Source organism: Neorhizobium tunisiense (genome assembly GCF_039631515.1).
Classification (GTDB): domain Bacteria; phylum Pseudomonadota; class Alphaproteobacteria; order Rhizobiales; family Rhizobiaceae; genus Neorhizobium.
The window spans coordinates 1-16230 of the sequence record NZ_JBDIUU010000013.1 but is presented as its reverse complement, the minus strand read 5'-3'; the positions used below and the strand labels follow the sequence as shown (position 1 = coordinate 16230).

General features: G+C 57.6%; 7 protein-coding genes, 3 tRNA genes and 3 rRNA genes. 7 read left to right on the top strand and 6 right to left on the bottom strand.

Features of this window, described 5'->3' with window-relative positions; genetic code table 11:
• Positions 1 to 59: 59 nt before the first annotated feature.
• The 7 genes from ABCW43_RS28015 to ABCW43_RS27985 all read left to right on the top strand — a co-directional run bounded on the left by ABCW43_RS28015 (position 60) and on the right by ABCW43_RS27985 (position 9666).
• Positions 60 to 1160: an efflux RND transporter periplasmic adaptor subunit gene (locus ABCW43_RS28015; RefSeq protein WP_345930614.1), complete on the top strand. Its 1101-nt coding sequence runs from the start codon at positions 60 to 62 to the stop codon at positions 1158 to 1160.
• On the top strand, positions 1157 to 4252 hold the full coding sequence (locus tag ABCW43_RS28010; protein WP_345930613.1) for an efflux RND transporter permease subunit: 3096 nt from the start codon (positions 1157 to 1159) through the stop codon (positions 4250 to 4252). Before ABCW43_RS28015 ends, ABCW43_RS28010 begins: the two co-directional genes overlap by 4 nt.
• A gap of 119 nt (positions 4253 to 4371) precedes the next feature.
• The gene (locus ABCW43_RS28005; protein ID WP_345930612.1) at positions 4372 to 5127 is read left to right on the top strand and encodes a response regulator; all 756 of its coding nucleotides are present in this window, start codon (positions 4372 to 4374) and stop codon (positions 5125 to 5127) included.
• The gene (locus ABCW43_RS28000; protein WP_345930611.1) at positions 5124 to 6533 is read left to right on the top strand and encodes an ATP-binding protein; all 1410 of its coding nucleotides are present in this window, start codon (positions 5124 to 5126) and stop codon (positions 6531 to 6533) included. Before ABCW43_RS28005 ends, ABCW43_RS28000 begins: the two co-directional genes overlap by 4 nt.
• Positions 6534 to 7322: 789 nt before the next feature.
• Entirely contained in the window at positions 7323 to 8480 is a 1158-nt protein-coding gene (locus tag ABCW43_RS27995) for a patatin-like phospholipase family protein (protein ID WP_345930610.1), read from the top strand.
• A gap of 34 nt (positions 8481 to 8514) precedes the next feature.
• A complete protein-coding gene (locus ABCW43_RS27990) occupies positions 8515 to 9375 on the top strand; it encodes a DUF3313 domain-containing protein (protein WP_345930609.1) in 861 nt (286 codons plus the stop codon).
• 36 nt (positions 9376 to 9411) lie between these two features.
• On the top strand, positions 9412 to 9666 hold the full coding sequence (locus tag ABCW43_RS27985) for a hypothetical protein (protein WP_445739017.1): 255 nt from the start codon (positions 9412 to 9414) through the stop codon (positions 9664 to 9666).
• Between the two features lie 140 nt (positions 9667 to 9806).
• Here the strand turns inward: ABCW43_RS27985 and ABCW43_RS27980 are convergent.
• The 6 genes from ABCW43_RS27980 to ABCW43_RS27955 all read right to left on the bottom strand — a co-directional run bounded on the left by ABCW43_RS27980 (position 9807) and on the right by ABCW43_RS27955 (position 15822).
• A tRNA-Met gene (locus tag ABCW43_RS27980) sits at positions 9807 to 9883 on the bottom strand.
• A gap of 239 nt (positions 9884 to 10122) precedes the next feature.
• Positions 10123 to 10237: ribosomal RNA gene (gene rrf / locus ABCW43_RS27975) — 5S ribosomal RNA — on the bottom strand.
• Between the two features lie 236 nt (positions 10238 to 10473).
• Positions 10474 to 13275: ribosomal RNA gene (locus tag ABCW43_RS27970) — 23S ribosomal RNA — on the bottom strand.
• A 511-nt stretch (positions 13276 to 13786) separates the two neighbouring features.
• A tRNA-Ala gene (locus tag ABCW43_RS27965) sits at positions 13787 to 13862 on the bottom strand.
• 77 nt (positions 13863 to 13939) lie between these two features.
• Positions 13940 to 14016: transfer RNA gene (locus ABCW43_RS27960), tRNA-Ile, on the bottom strand.
• Positions 14017 to 14341: 325 nt separating this feature from the next.
• A 16S ribosomal RNA gene (locus ABCW43_RS27955) occupies positions 14342 to 15822 on the bottom strand.
• The 16S, 23S and 5S rRNA genes sit together here with 3 tRNA genes alongside, the layout of an rRNA operon.
• Positions 15823 to 16230 lie beyond the last annotated feature (408 nt).

Sequence of the window (16230 nt, the reverse complement as noted above, 5' to 3'; positions counted from 1 at the left end):
GAAATCGCGACTGACAACCGTGGGCGGGAAGCGCGATGCAAGAAAAGCAGATTCAACCGATGCGACCGACAAATCTTTTCCTCACCCTCTTCCTGAGCGTGAACCTTGCTTGCGTGGCAGAGCCCGTGCTTGCGCAACAGAACAAGGCGGCAGCGCTTACCGTCGCCGTGGCCAATCCGGCAGAACGCCAATGGCCTGAAACAGTACCGGCCAACGGCTGGCTGAAGCCTTGGCACGAAGCGGTTATCGCCGCGGAAATCGAAGGCCTGCGCGTGACCGCCGTCCTTGTCGATGTCGGATCGATCGTCTCCAAGGGTCAGCCCCTCGTCCGGCTTGCCGACGAAACCGTGCGTGCAGAACTGCGTAACCAGGAGGCCGCCTTGGCAAGCGCCAGGGCCGATCTCGCCAAGGCGAGAGCGAATGCCAACCGGGCACGCAAGGTGCAGGGAAGCGGCGTGCTTTCGGACGAGAAGATCAATGAATACCTGATCGCCGAACAGACGGCGGTGGCTGGCGTGGAATCCGCCGAGGCCCTACTGGAAAGCCAGAGGATCAAGCTCGCGAAGACGACTATCCTGGCTGTGGACGATGGGTTGATCACATCCCGCTCGGCCCAGCTCGGCGCCGTCGTCTCCTCCGGCACGGAGCTGTTCCGCATGATCCGCCAGGAGCGCGTCGAATGGCAGGCGGAAGTGTCTGCGCGCTATTTGCCTCGCCTTAGGGAAGGTCTGACAGCCATGATCGTCGGTCCTGGTGGCCGACGCGTCAAAGGAACCGTTCGGCTCGTCGGACCGACGGTCAGCACTGATACCGGGCGGGCGCTCGCCTATGTGGCGCTGCCGGCGGAGGCGCGCCCGCCCATCGGCCTTTACGTCACCGGCCAGATCGAGCTTGAGACCACCGCGGCGCTTACCGTGCCCGAGACGGCGCTCGTCCTGCGTGACGGCATCGCTTACGTCTTCACCGTTGATGCCAACAGGCGTGCCTCACGCATCCGCGTGGAAACCGGCCGCCGCAACGGCAGCGAAGTGGAAATCCTCTCGGGCCTCGACCGCTCGACCGAGGTGGTGACGACCGGCGGCGCTTTCCTTGCGGACAAAGCCTTCGTCCGAGTGGTCGGAGACGCGCTCGTCCAGCTCGAAAGGAGGGAATCGCGATGAACTTTTCCGCCTGGTCGATCCGCAATCCGGTTCCCGCCATTCTGCTGTTCATCCTGCTGACCGTCGGCGGCCTCATCGCCTTCGACCGGCTGGCGGTGCAGAACTTTCCCGACATGGACCTGCCGACGATCAAGATCAGCGCCTCGCTTGAAGGTGCCGCGCCGGCCCAGCTCGAAACAGAAGTCGCGCGCAAGATCGAAGACAGGCTCGCCTCGCTGAGCCTCCTCGACCACATCACGACGAAGGTCACGGACGGGTCGGTCACCATCAATGTCTCGTTCCAGTTGGGAAAGGACAGCGAGGAAGCACTGAACGAGGTGCGCAATGCCGTCGATAGCGCGGGCGGCGACCTGCCTTCCGAGATGCAGGCGCCGGGCGTGACCAAGGTGACGGTGCAGGGTTCCACACTCCTCACCTATGCGGTGCGCTCCACGCGCCTCGACGAAACGGAACTCTCCTGGTTCGTCGACAACGACATGACGAAAGCCCTGCTTTCCGTACCCGGCGTCGGCGAGGTCAGTCGGATCGGCGGCACCGAGCGCGAGGTGCACATCGACCTTAACCCCCAGATCATGAGCGCGCTCGGCCTCAGCGCTGCTACCGTTTCCTCACAGCTCAAGTCCGTGCAGTCGGACACGTCAGGCGGTCGAGCCGAGATCGGCGGCGGCAAGCAGGGGATCCGGACACTCGGGGCGGTTTCCTCGGTCGAGGAACTGAAAGCGCTCGCAATCCCGCTTCCGAGCGGGGAGCTGGTGCAGCTGGCCGAGATCGGCATGGTGACGGACAGCTTTGCCGACCGCTCGTCGATCGCCTATCTCGATGGCGAGCGGGTGATCGCTGTCGAGGTGAAACGATCGAACGGCTTTTCGGATACGGGCGTCGCGTCCGCCATCGAAGCGGCCATCCAGGACTTTGCCTCGGCCAATCCCGATGTCGAGATCGTCCAGGCCTACGGTACGGTCGGGCCGATTATCGAAAATTACGACGGCTCCATGCACATGCTCTATGAAGGTGCAGTCCTGGCGGTCGTGGTGGTCTGGCTCTTCCTGCGCGACTGGCGGGCGACCTTGCTCTCGGCGGTGGCGCTGCCGCTCTCCGTCATCCCGACCTTTCTCGTCATGTATCTGGCGGATTTCAGCCTCAATACGGTGACGCTGCTCGCCCTCTCGCTCGTGGTCGGCATCCTCATCGACGATGCGATCGTCGAGATCGAGAACATCGCACGCCACCTGCAAATGGGAAAACCACCGAAAGGGGCTGCGCTCGAGGCAGCCGATGAAATCGGCCTTGCCGTCATCGCAACGACCCTGACGCTCGTCGCGGTCTTTTTGCCGACAGCCTTCATGACCGGCATTCCCGGCCTGATCTTCCGCCAGTTCGGCATAACAGCGGCGGTGGCGGTTCTCGCCTCACTGGTCGTCGCACGCCTGCTGACACCGATGATGGCCGCTTATCTGATGAAAGCGCATCCCATCGAGCAGAGGGACGGCCGGATCATGCGCGCCTACATGGCCGTCGTCAAAACCTGCCTGCACCATCGCAAGCTGACGGTCCTCGGCGTCTGCATATTCCTCGGGCTCTCACTCTCGACGATTACCATGCTCAGCGCCGGCTTCCTGCCGGCATCGGACGATTCGCAGACCAAGGTCACTCTGACGCTTCCACCCGGCAGCTCGATCGAACAAACGGACGTTATGACGCGGCAGGCGGCGGATATCGTCTCCGGTCTGCCGGACGTCACGCGGGTGTTCTCCGCCGTCGGAAGCGCCTCGTCGGATGACCTGATCGATTCCTCAACTACCGCCGATACGGCGACCGCCTCGCTCGTCGTCGATCTGAAGACGATCGGCGAACGCAGTCGCGAGCAGGCCGAGATCGAAAACGACATCCGGCAAGCACTCGTCGTTCTCCCGGGCGTCAGGATCGAGGTGGGTACGGGTGGTAACGGTACGACGCTGGAAATCACGCTCGCAAGCGACGATTCCGATGCGCTCGACCGGGCTGCGGGAGCACTCGAAGAACAGCTGCGCGGCCTTCAGGGCATCGGAGCAGTGACCTCCAGCGCCTCCCTGCAGGCCCCGGAAGTCCAGATCGTGCCGGACCTCAACCGCGCCGCCGCCCTCGGCGTCACGGCAGAAGCAATTTCCGAAGCGGTTCGCGTGGCCACGAGCGGGGATTATTCCTCCTCGCTCGCCAAGCTCAACCTGCCCCAGCGCCAGCTTCCCATCCGCGTCCGGTTCGAGCCCGGCAATCGAACGACGCTTGACGACATTGCAAATCTCCGCGTTGCCGGTGCCAGGGGCAGCGTCGATCTCGGCTCGGTCGCCGACATCCGCATCGGGGGCAGCCCCTCCGAGATCAGCCGCATTGACCGCTCGCGAAACGTTACGCTGTCGGTCGAGCTCAACGGCCGTATCCTCGGCGACGTCTATCGCGAAGCGCAGGCGCTGCCCGCACTTCAGAACCTTCCGGACGACGTCAAGCTCATCGAACAGGGCGAACTCGAGCGCAGCTCGGAGCTCTTCGACAACTTCGCCATTGCCATGGGGATCGGTGTGTTCTGCATCTACGCCGTCCTGGTATTGCTCTTCCAGGACTTCTTCCAGCCGTTGACGATCCTGATGGCCCTTCCGCTTTCGCTTGGCGGCGCGCTGCTGCCGCTGGTGCTGACCGGAACCAGTTTCTCCATGCCCGTGGTGATCGGCTTGCTCATGCTGATGGGCGTGGTGACGAAGAATTCGATCCTGCTGGTCGAATACGCGATCATGTCGCGACGCGCCGGCCTCTCGCGGTTCGACGCCCTGGTCGATGCCTGCCACAAGCGCGCCCGTCCGATCGTCATGACGACGATTGCCATGGGCGGCGGCATGCTTCCCGTGGCCTTGAGCCTCAGCGGCGGCGATGCAAGCTTCCGTCAACCGATGGCGATCGTCGTCATCGGCGGCCTGATGACTTCCACCGTCCTCAGCCTCGTCGTTATCCCCGTCATCTTCACTTTTGTCGATGACTTGCTGCTGCTTTTAAAGCGAAGCTTCGGAGAGGACAGCAGCCAAGCCGTGCTCCATGAAATGAAGATTGAGGCTGACCGTTAATGTTGACGAACCCATCGGTTCAGAGGCTGTGGCGGACCGCGGCAACAAAATTTAACACAATTGTTGCTGACAACGATGCCGCGAAACGGGCTAACTAATAATCGGGATTCCGACACAAAATGGCTAAGCCCATGAATAACCTCGTAAGCAATGGTCTTATACAAGCTTCAGCCCGCATCCTCGTCGTCGAGGATGATCGGGATATCGCGAATATGCTGATCGATCTGATCACGGAGGCGGGTTATGCCGCTGAACCGGTGGGGTCGGCGGTTGAAATGGACAGCCTGCTGAAGAAGAAGAAATTCGACCTTATCGTGCTGGATGGAATGCTGCCAGGCGAGGACGGTTTCAGCATATGCGGAAGAATCAGGTCGTCCGATACGATCCCCATCCTCATGCTTACGGCGCGAACGAAAGAGATAGACAGGGTCGTCGGGCTGGAATTGGGCGCCGACGACTACGTCACAAAACCGTTTAAATCCAGGGAGCTTCTGGCGAGAATAAAGGCACTTCTGCGGCGATCGTCGTATTCAGCGCAGATCAAGCCAAAGCAGGAACCGATGACGTTTGCGGGCTGGCGGATTGACCCGGTCACCCGGGAATTGACCGACCGTGACGGTTTCCATGTGTCGCTGACGACGGCGGAATTTGATGTGTTGCTGGTGTTTTGCCAGAACCCCCGACAGGTCATGAACCGCCAGGAAATACTTGCCCGTACCCACGCAGGCTCGGCAGGACCTGTAGAACGGAGCATTGATGTGCACGTCAGTCGTGTCCGGCAGAAAATCGAACCGAATTACAAGGAGCCGACATTCATCAAAACCGTGCGCCTGGGCGGATATGTCTTCACTCCGGAGGTTGCGATAGCAACATGATCGATCGCTTTCGCAAGGCGTCCATACGAACACAATTCATGGTGTTCGCATCTATTGTTCCGCTGCTCGTCATCTGTCTCATCGCGATTCTCCCTGAGCCATTCATTTTCCAGAATGAAAAAATGCTCATAGGCAAAGGCGCCCAAATCGAGCTGCTTGTGCATCAGGTCAGAAGCGCCAGAAACGACGACGAAATCGAGCATCTGGTGAGGGCCAGCGCCTCCGGCAGTCTCGAATTGAAGGTTCTGCCATGGAGCGACGTCAGTAGCGAATTGGCGCGTCAAACGGATGATCACCTCATCTCGGATGCGCTTCACGACGTACTGCCTGCCGATTTTGAAACGGTGGTTCTTGAAAACACGTCGGACGGCGATGGACACAGTACGGTTGCGGTGCGCCTTGACGCGCTGCGTGCTCTCGTTATCGGGTTCGGCGGTGCCGATGTTTCCCCCTCGTCTTTCAGCGCAGTCGTCGAGTTCATCGTCAAAGCCAACATCCTGATGCTGCCGATGCTCCTCCTGGTGCTCTATATAAGTCGGATGATCACGTCGCCTCTCGTCCGCTTTGCCGACGCGGCAAAGCAACTGCGCCTCGACGGTAACGAAGGAGAGCAATTCACCACCGAAGGCGCCAGGGAACTTCGCACGCTTGCCACGGCGCTCAACAACATGCGTCACCGTATTCGAAAAATGGTCGATGATCGCACACGGATGCTGACGGCCGTGAGCCACGATCTGAGGACGCCTCTGACGCGACTGCGAATGCGCGTGGAACGTTCGAAGGACCCCGCGTCCAGGGAAGCAATGCTGGCCGATATTGACAACCTTACCACCATGATCGAGGAAAGCCTTCAGTATCTAAGTAGCACTGCCACAACCGAACCGCTTCGAAAGGTCGATATTTCCAGCCTTCTGCGGACTATTGCGTCGGAATTTTGTGATCTCGGGCATGATGTAGTTTACCGCGGGCCGGAGCGGTTTGGATACTTGTGTCAACAGAAGGCCCTCATACGCGCCATCACCAATATCGCAGAGAACGCGGTGAGGTTCGGCACGAAGGTAGCCGTCGAATTGCGCCATAGTTCGCAAGGCGGGGCGGCAATCATCGTGAGCGACAACGGCCCTGGCCTTGAAGAAGGGCTCCAGGATAAAGTCCTGGAGCCCTTCTTCAAGGTCGATGAGGCCCGGTCACTAAATTCCAACAGCGGTTTCGGGCTGGGGCTTTCGATTGCGGACGAAATCGTCAAAGGCCACGGCGGCTCGCTGTTGCTGGAGAACATATCGCCGCACGGCCTGCGGGTGAAGATACAATTGCCGCCGGTACAGGCTGCTCAGCACCAAGGCAGTCAGGTTCCCGCTGCGAAAGAACGGATCCCAGCTCAAGAGGCTCTCGTCAGGCGGAGGTGATCGACCACATGCCGGCAAAATGCCCCATGATCGTCGTGCCGCGAGTGCCCCGGCCTTCCCGCATTCGGGAGTGATCATCGCCAAAGACGACTCGAGGGTTCAATTCGGTGCGCCTCCGATCAGCCCGTGGCCGCTGACGATGTTCGCGGCAACCCCGGCCTCAAGGATTGCCGGCCAGACGAACTAGCGCATATCGGTCCGGCGGCCTCTGCGGAGGGATGGGTTCCTTCGGAATCCTCGGCCGGCAAGCCGCCTCCTGAAGCAGTTTTTCATCTCTCTCAAAGACACCCGGTCTGCTCGCATCATTTGTCGGACCAGAGGATCCTTCAGGACCTCGGCAATCGTCATGTCGTCGTGGGCCACATCGACCTCCCGTTTCGCTGTCGCTACCGATAACCGCGGCAAGCAACCTCGCGATGTCAAAACAGGGACGAAACCAAGGCGATCGATGAAGTTTTGTTGCGGGATTTCAACCGTCTGCAAAGCGCGTTGTTCGTCGGCTGACCGGTGGTGGACGCTCGATCGCTGCGGCCAATAACACTTAACATTACAACACCAAAGGCAATGACAAATTCTGAATTAATACCGCCAGATTTGATTCCCAAGGAAGATTACAGTGAGTTTCAAAGGCTATCTGGTGAGGCCGCGGCGTTGGACGATCGGACCGTTACGGAGTCCGCAGACAGCATGCGCGGATCTCTGCCGTGCCGCCGGTGGGGACTTTAACGTTTCCTCCAGGCAGTCGCCCGGTACAAGGCGCTAGCTGTGCATCGGGTGATAGCCATCATCATGCTGGTTTTTCTTGCCGGCTGCATGGCGCCGGACCGCATTGCCTATGGACCGAAGGCTGCCGCGACCGCCGGTATCGAGGGGTTTGGCGATATCCGTATCTACGCGGATATGAGCCGGGAACTGCCCGCGGCACGTGCGTGGCTACCCATCCCGAGACACAAGGAAGTCAACTACCTCGTGTTGTCGGGCGGCGGCGCCGGAGGCGCTTTCAGCGTCGGGGCGCTGAAAGCCTGGTCGGATAGGGGACAACGGCCCGAGTTTGATATCGTCAGCGGCGTCAGCACGGGTGCATTGATCGCGCCCTACGCCTTCCTTGGTCCGGCCTATGACGACATCCTCGTCAATCTCTACACGAGCGGCGTTGCCAAGGAATTGGTCGATGCAGATTTCCTGCCCCAGGGTCTGTTGGGTGCCAGCCTCCTGAAGCAGAAGCCGCTTCGAACCATGGTCGAGCGGTACCTGACGTCGGATGTCCTGACGAAAATCGCCGCAGAGCATCGCAAGGGGCGGCGCCTCCTTATCCTGACTTCGAACCTCGATTCCCAAAGAGCGGTGATCTGGAACATGGGCGCCATCGCCGACAGTGGCCGGCCCGACGCGTTACAGCTCTTCCGGGACATTGTCATCGCCTCGGCAAGCATCCCCGGCCTTTATCCGGCGGTGCTCATCAAAGCAAGATCGGGCGATCAGTCGTTCGAGGAAATGCATTCCGACGGCGGGTCGGCCTCGCAGATCCTGACGATTCCGGAGGGATGGATGGCCAATTCGGACAAGGTCGAGTGGCCCAAGGGCGTGAAGCTAAACATGTACATCATCATCAACAACGCGCTGATGTCCGAATTTTCCACCACCACGAACAACACGTTTACAGTCATGGCCAGGGCGAATTCCTCCCTCATCAAGGCACAGACACGCAGTGCGCTGGTGGCCACCTACGTCTATGCCCAAAAGAACGGCATCCGGTTCCGGGTGGCCTCGATCGATGCGCAGGTCGCCTACGACATGACCGATCCGTTCAACACCAACTACATGCGTGCGGTCTACAGCCTCGGATATGCCAAGATGACGGGCGGCAGCCTGTGGAAAGACAGGCCTTCGTTCACCAACATGCTCACCGAAACGCTCACGGGCACGCAGACGGCGCAGGGCCGATAACGCGCCGACCTTCCCACATCGATAGGAGAACCAGATGCTACATCCCCGCCTTGGCCTGGCAGGCATCCAGCCGTGTCGTCGACTGATTGCGCCCGCTCTCCTTGCTTTGTCGCTTGGCGGCTGCGCCGCCGTGCCGCTCGAACGGGCAAATTCGCTGACCTCCTACGACAGTCTGACATCGAACAACGGGCGGCTGACCAAGGCAAATTATCGTGTCGCTTCAACCGATCTCGTCTCAACCAGAACGATTTACATCGAGCCAACGAAGGTTGCAGGCGGTGCTGCGCTATCCATCAAGAAGTCTTCCGATCAAGCCCTGGTCGCGAATGTGATCAGCCGCGCGCTCTGCGTTGGCGTCAGCGATCGTTTCGTGGTGGTGGAGCGGAAAGAGGATGCGGATCTCGTCGTTCACGCCACCATCACCCGCATCGTGCCAACCAATGCCACGATGGCCGGCCTGTCGACTGCAACGTCGCTCGGAGCCAACTTCGTCGTCCCGGTGCCCGTCCCGAGGCTGCCCATGGGGCTTGGAGGTCTTTCCGTAGAGGCGGAGGCGACCACAAGGGAAGGCAAGCAAATAGGCGCGATGGTATGGGCCAGGGGAGCGAACTTCGTGACCACCAGTGCGCGCGTTTCGCAGATTGGGGACGCCTATTTGCTTGCGGCGAGCTTCGGCAATGATTTTTCAAAGATGCTCGTCACCGGCAAGACGCCCTTCAAGGGGCTCCCCAAAATCCCGTCTGCGCAGAGGATCAAGTCCGGTCTCGGTGGAAAGCCGAAATACCCGGCCTGCGAGAAATTCGGTCGGTCACCCGGTCTGGTGGACTTCGCGGCCTCTCAGGTCGGGATGCCGCCGTCCTGGACCGACAGACAGCGTCCGGCCCAGGGCCAATAAAAAGGAACGACAGGCAAATGCCGTCGCGAGGAGAGCATGCCGCTCATCGATGAACTGGGGACTGGGTGCCGACCAGACACGCCAAACTGTTGCCCAGTTCTTCGGTCGCCGAAGCGATTCGATTACATGCTCAAGCGTTGGGACGGCCTCACCTCCTTCCGCTACGACGGTTGGATTTGCCTGACGACTAACGCTGCCAGGCATGCCTTGCGCGGCTTTGCTCCCGGAAGTCATCTGGTTCTTCGTCAGATCGGATCGTGGCGCGGCCCTGACCTTACCCCGTTGAAATAATCCATTCTGGAGTAAGCTCTGTCCCATTGAGAGGACCAGGGAATGAAGCGCAATCGTTTCACAGACGAACAGATCATCGGCATTAAACGCAAAAAGCCCTCGGGTGAGGAGGGCTTTCGTGTTGATGATTATGTAAGATTTGGTTGCGGGGGCAGGATTTGAACCTGCGGCCTTCAGGTTATGAGCCTGACGAGCTACCGGGCTGCTCCACCCCGCGTTAAGCGCAAACCTCTTTGAGGTTTGTCGCGGCTCCGCCGTCGCGACGCGATGGCGGACTGTGCCGGAGCAAATTGCCGAAGGCGATTTGTCTCCTGTGAGGGACGCAGGGGAAAGTTTCCAGTGCGGCTTGCCTCGTATTTCGGTATTGAACGGCAAAAGGGCCGCTTTTGGGCGGCCCTTGGTTTCGGCCAGGGGCCGTTTGTTTTCGTGAATGAGAAGATATGTTGCGTTTAGCAGACCTGGCAGCGACCTACTCTCCCGCGTCTTGAGACGGAGTACCATTGGCGCAGGGGCGTTTCACGGCCGTGTTCGGAATGGGAACGGGTGCGGCCGCCCCGCAATAACCACCAGGTCAGCGAAGCGCAACATTGTGAGAAGCTGGTGAAGTTTTCACTTCGTTTTTAGTCTTTGAACACGTCTTTAAACCTTTCCAGACCCGATGAGCGCTTTGGGCACCCATGCAGGCCAGAGGCCGTCGCGCCATGTGGCGCGGGCCGTCCGCAGGCAGCAAACCAAAGGTTTGCGTACGCCGTCAGGACAAAGGTCTTAGGCACATCGAACTTCGTTCGATGAGCATAATCAATGAGAACGATCAAGCCAATCGGGCTATTAGTACCGGTAAGCTTCATGCATTGCTGCACGTCCACACCCGGCCTATCAACGTGGTCGTCTTCCACGGCCCTGATAGGGAACACTCGTTTTCAGGTTGGTTTCCCGCTTAGATGCCTTCAGCGGTTATCCATTCCATATATAGCTACCCTGCTATGCCCTTGGCAGGACAACAGGTCCACCAGAGATATGTCCATCCCGGTCCTCTCGTACTAGGGACAGATCCTGTCAATATTCCTACACCCACGGCAGATAGGGACCGAACTGTCTCACGACGTTCTGAACCCAGCTCACGTACCGCTTTAATTGGCGAACAGCCAAACCCTTGGGACCTGCTCCAGCCCCAGGATGCGATGAGCCGACATCGAGGTGCCAAACAACCCCGTCGATATGGACTCTTGGGGGTCATCAGCCTGTTATCCCCGGCGTACCTTTTATCCGTTGAGCGATGGCCCTTCCACGCGGGACCACCGGATCACTATGACCGACTTTCGTCTCTGCTCGACTTGTCAGTCTCGCAGTCAGGCGGGCTTATGCCATTGCACTCGACGACCGATTTCCGACCGGTCTGAGCCCACCATCGCGCGCCTCCGTTACTCTTTCGGAGGCGACCGCCCCAGTCAAACTACCCACCATACACTGTCCCGGATCCGGATGACGGACCGCGGTTAGACATCCATGACGATAAGGGTGGTATTTCAAGGATGGCTCCACGAAGACTGGCGTCCCCGCTTCAAAGCCTACCACCTATCCTACACATGCCGACACGAATGCCAGTGTAAAGCTATAGTAAAGGTGCACGGGGTCTTTCCGTCTAACCGCAGGAACCCCGCATCTTCACGGGGAATTCAATTTCACTGAGTCTATGTTGGAGACAGCGGGGAAGTCGTTACGCCATTCGTGCAGGTCGGAACTTACCCGACAAGGAATTTCGCTACCTTAGGACCGTTATAGTTACGGCCGCCGTTTACTGGGGCTTCGATTCAAAGCTTGCACCTCTCCTCTTAACCTTCCAGCACCGGGCAGGCGTCAGACCCTATACGTCGTCTTTAGACTTCGCAGAGCCCTGTGTTTTTGATAAACAGTCGCTACCCCCTGGTCTGTGCCACCCCATTATGGTTGCCCAAAATGGGGTCACGCTTCTTCCGAAGTTACGCGTGCAATTTGCCGAGTTCCTTCAACATAGTTCTCTCAAGCGCCTTGGTATACTCTACCTGACCACCTGTGTCGGTTTCGGGTACGGTCTATAATGGTGGAGCTATTTCCTGGAACCGCCCCACTGCCCAACCAATCCAATAAGGTTGAACAATTTTTGCGATCCGTCACTACCACCAGGCCCACGAATATTAACGTGGTTCCCATCACCTACGCATTTCTGCCTCGGCTTAGGGGCCGGCTAACCCTGCTCAGATTAACTTTAAGCAGGAACCCTTGGTCTTTCGGCGAGAGGGTCTCTCACCCTCTTTATCGTTACTCATGTCAACATTCGCACTTCCGATACCTCCAGAGGCCCTCACGGGTCCTCCTTCACAGGCTTACGGAACGCTCCGCTACCACACGTGACAAGTCACGTATCCTCAGCTTCGGTGCATGGCTTTAGCCCCGTTACATTTTCGGCGCAAAGACCCTTAATTAGACCAGTGAGCTGTTACGCTTTCTTTAAATGATGGCTGCTTCTAAGCCAACATCCTGGTTGTTTTGGGATCCTCACATCCTTTCCCACTTAGCCATGACTTGGGGACCTTAGCTGGAGGTCAGGGTTGTTTCCCTTTTCACGACGGACGTTAGCACCCGCCGTGTGTCTGCCGATTAGTACTCCCGGGTATTCGGAGTTTGGTTAGGATCAGTAAGACGGTGAGTCCCCATAGCCCATCCAGTGCTCTACCCCCCGGGGTATTCGATCGACGCACTACCTAAATAGTTTTCGCGGAGAACCAGCTATTTCCGAGTTTGATTGGCCTTTCACCCCTAGCCACAAGTCATCCCAATCTATTGCAACAGATGCGGGTTCGGTCCTCCAGTTGGTGTTACCCAACCTTCAACCTGCTCATGGCTAGATCACTCGGTTTCGGGTCTAATGCAACTAACTGAACGCCCTGTTCAGACTCGCTTTCGCTGCGCCTACACCTACCGGCTTAAGCTTGCTAGTTACACTAAGTCGTTGACCCATTATACAAAAGGTACGCCGTCAGGGTTGCCCCCTCCGACTGTTTGTAGGCATCCGGTTTCAGGTTCTATTTCACTCCCCTTGTCGGGGTGCTTTTCACCTTTCCCTCACGGTACTTGTTCGCTATCGGTCATGCACGAGTACTTAGGCTTGGAGAGTGGTCTCCCCATGTTCAGACAGGATTTCACGTGTCCCGCCCTACTCTAGGACAATCAGTGTTCTACGCCTACGGGGCTATCACCCGCTGCGGCCGCCTTTTCCAAAGCGTTCGGCTTTATTCCTGATTGCCACTGGCCTGGTCCGCGTTCGCTCGCCACTACTTGCGGAGTCTCGGTTGATGTCCTTTCCTTCGGGTACTTAGATGTTTCAGTTCCCCGAGTTCGCTTCTTACCCCTATTTTATTCGAAGGTAAGATACCTTTTAACAATACCTAGAAACCTAAACCGATCCGAAGATCGGCTTAAACTTTCTAGGTATCTAAGGTGGGTTGCCCCATTCGGAGATCCATGGATCAAAGCTCATTCGCAGCTCCCCACGGCTTATCGCAGCGTATCACGTCCTTCTTCGCCTGTGCATGCCAAGGCATCCACCAAATGCCCTTACGACACTTAATCGTTCTCATTGCCAATGCTCATCAATATAGCCACCCATCAGGCTTTCAGACCCAATGCGCGACGGACCGGTTACCTTTTACAACCAGCCCTTCTCATGATGCCATCGACGTGTTCGACAGGCCTGCTTGATTGGGGTCACGCCGAGCGACCCGCTTGCAAACCTGTCTTTAAGACCAGCTTCTCGAGATTAAATCCGGGTCCGCGCGGTTAGCAAACGGACATCAGCAAGTCGTCAGAGATGCTCAAACCCGAAGGTCAGAACACCAACAACGACCGACCAGAGTGACAAGCTTCCTACCTCTTCCGGCCCCTCTTTCGTATCCGGCCGGCTAGGCCATCCACGACGTCATTGGAACCGGCCTCGGACATGGGCCTAAACCCATACCTGGAAGCCTCCAGATCAATCTTCTCTTCACGATTTTTGCAGAACAGGCAGCACTTCATCGAAGTGATGCAAACTTTTATTTCTTCAAAGGATATGTTTCGCGCTCGCATCGACACCAAAGTGAATTGGTGGAGCTGAGCGGGATCGAACCGCTGACCCCCTGCTTGCAAAGCAGGTGCTCTCCCAGCTGAGCTACAGCCCCAACCATCACAAACACCTGACGAAACAAACGCCAGGATCAGGCAAACCATCAAACAAACCACATTGGCGAACCAAAAATGGTGGGCCCGGGTAGACTCGAACTACCGACCCCACGCTTATCAAGCGTGTGCTCTAACCAACTGAGCTACGGGCCCATCTCGCCAGGCTCGAAAGCCCAAACGTAAACCGCCCATACAAGCTCAGCGAGCCGTCGCCGGTCGTCCGGCGCCCTCGCGGAGCACAGCCCGAAGGGCGGTACGTGCGTGAGCGCAAACCAATGGTTCATATCCTTTTGAAGAAAGAGAAACGTAGTCGGCGGGTTCGCCATACCATCCGATACCCGAAGGTATTCCGTGGCGTATTGCGTTTCGATGGTCACCTGACTGGTGCCATCTATTGTTCTAAAAAGCACGGGAAGGTTCATCCTGAGTTGATCCGAAGATCAGGTCAGGCGTCTTACCAATTCCACAGCTTCCTTAGAAAGGAGGTGATCCAGCCGCAGGTTCCCCTACGGCTACCTTGTTACGACTTCACCCCAGTCGCTGACCCTACCGTGGTTAGCTGCCTCCTTGCGGTTAGCGCACTACCTTCGGGTAAAACCAACTCCCATGGTGTGACGGGCGGTGTGTACAAGGCCCGGGAACGTATTCACCGCGGCGTGCTGATCCGCGATTACTAGCGATTCCAACTTCATGCACTCGAGTTGCAGAGTGCAATCCGAACTGAGATGGCTTTTGGAGATTAGCTCGGGATCGCTCCTTCGCTGCCCACTGTCACCACCATTGTAGCACGTGTGTAGCCCAGCCCGTAAGGGCCATGAGGACTTGACGTCATCCCCACCTTCCTCTCGGCTTATCACCGGCAGTCCCCTTAGAGTGCCCAACTGAATGCTGGCAACTAAGGGCGAGGGTTGCGCTCGTTGCGGGACTTAACCCAACATCTCACGACACGAGCTGACGACAGCCATGCAGCACCTGTGTCCCGGTCCCCGAAGGGAAAACCACATCTCTGTGGCGAGCCGGGCATGTCAAGGGCTGGTAAGGTTCTGCGCGTTGCTTCGAATTAAACCACATGCTCCACCGCTTGTGCGGGCCCCCGTCAATTCCTTTGAGTTTTAATCTTGCGACCGTACTCCCCAGGCGGAATGTTTAATGCGTTAGCTGCGCCACCGACAAGTAAACTTGCCGACGGCTAACATTCATCGTTTACGGCGTGGACTACCAGGGTATCTAATCCTGTTTGCTCCCCACGCTTTCGCACCTCAGCGTCAGTAATGGACCAGTAAGCCGCCTTCGCCACTGGTGTTCCTGCGAATATCTACGAATTTCACCTCTACACTCGCAATTCCACTTACCTCTTCCATACTCAAGATACCCAGTATCAAAGGCAGTTCCAGAGTTGAGCTCTGGGATTTCACCCCTGACTTAAATATCCGCCTACGTGCGCTTTACGCCCAGTAATTCCGAACAACGCTAGCCCCCTTCGTATTACCGCGGCTGCTGGCACGAAGTTAGCCGGGGCTTCTTCTCCGGATACCGTCATTATCTTCTCCGGTGAAAGAGCTTTACAATCCTAAGACCTTCATCACTCACGCGGCATGGCTGGATCAGGCTTGCGCCCATTGTCCAATATTCCCCACTGCTGCCTCCCGTAGGAGTTTGGGCCGTGTCTCAGTCCCAATGTGGCTGATCATCCTCTCAGACCAGCTATGGATCGTCGCCTTGGTAGGCCTTTACCCCACCAACTAGCTAATCCAACGCGGGCTCATCCATCCCCGATAAATCTTTCCCCCGAAGGGCGTATACGGTATTAGCTCCAGTTTCCCGGAGTTGTTCCGTAGGGATGGGTAGATTCCCACGCGTTACTCACCCGTCTGCCGCTCCCCTTGCGGGGCGCTCGACTTGCATGTGTTAAGCCTGCCGCCAGCGTTCGTTCTGAGCCAGGATCAAACTCTCAAGTTGAGAATCCAATCCGACTAATCACTCTTGTTCTGAATCGACGAGAACTCACTATGATCTTAAACCGCATCACTGCGCCAAAAAACCAGGTGTTCTCTTGTTCAAAACGTGACCGTCATTTGTCTTCCTATGAGCAAAGCCCGAAAGCTTCACCCGCGAAAACCGCCGACCACGTTTCTCTTTCTTCTCATCTTCAATTGTCAAATAACCGACGCTTCAAAACCAAAAGGCCAAACCGTCAAAACTTCCCGAACAGCACTGCTTTCAGAGACCAAACCGTAACCCGGTCCCAACCAGCATGCGCCAATCAATCAGTGATTTCTTTAGAACGAAAGTCGTCGTCGCCAGCAGCGCCGCCGCCCTCGTTCAGTGAGCGGGTTATAGTGCCCACCACCATTTGAAGTCAACAGC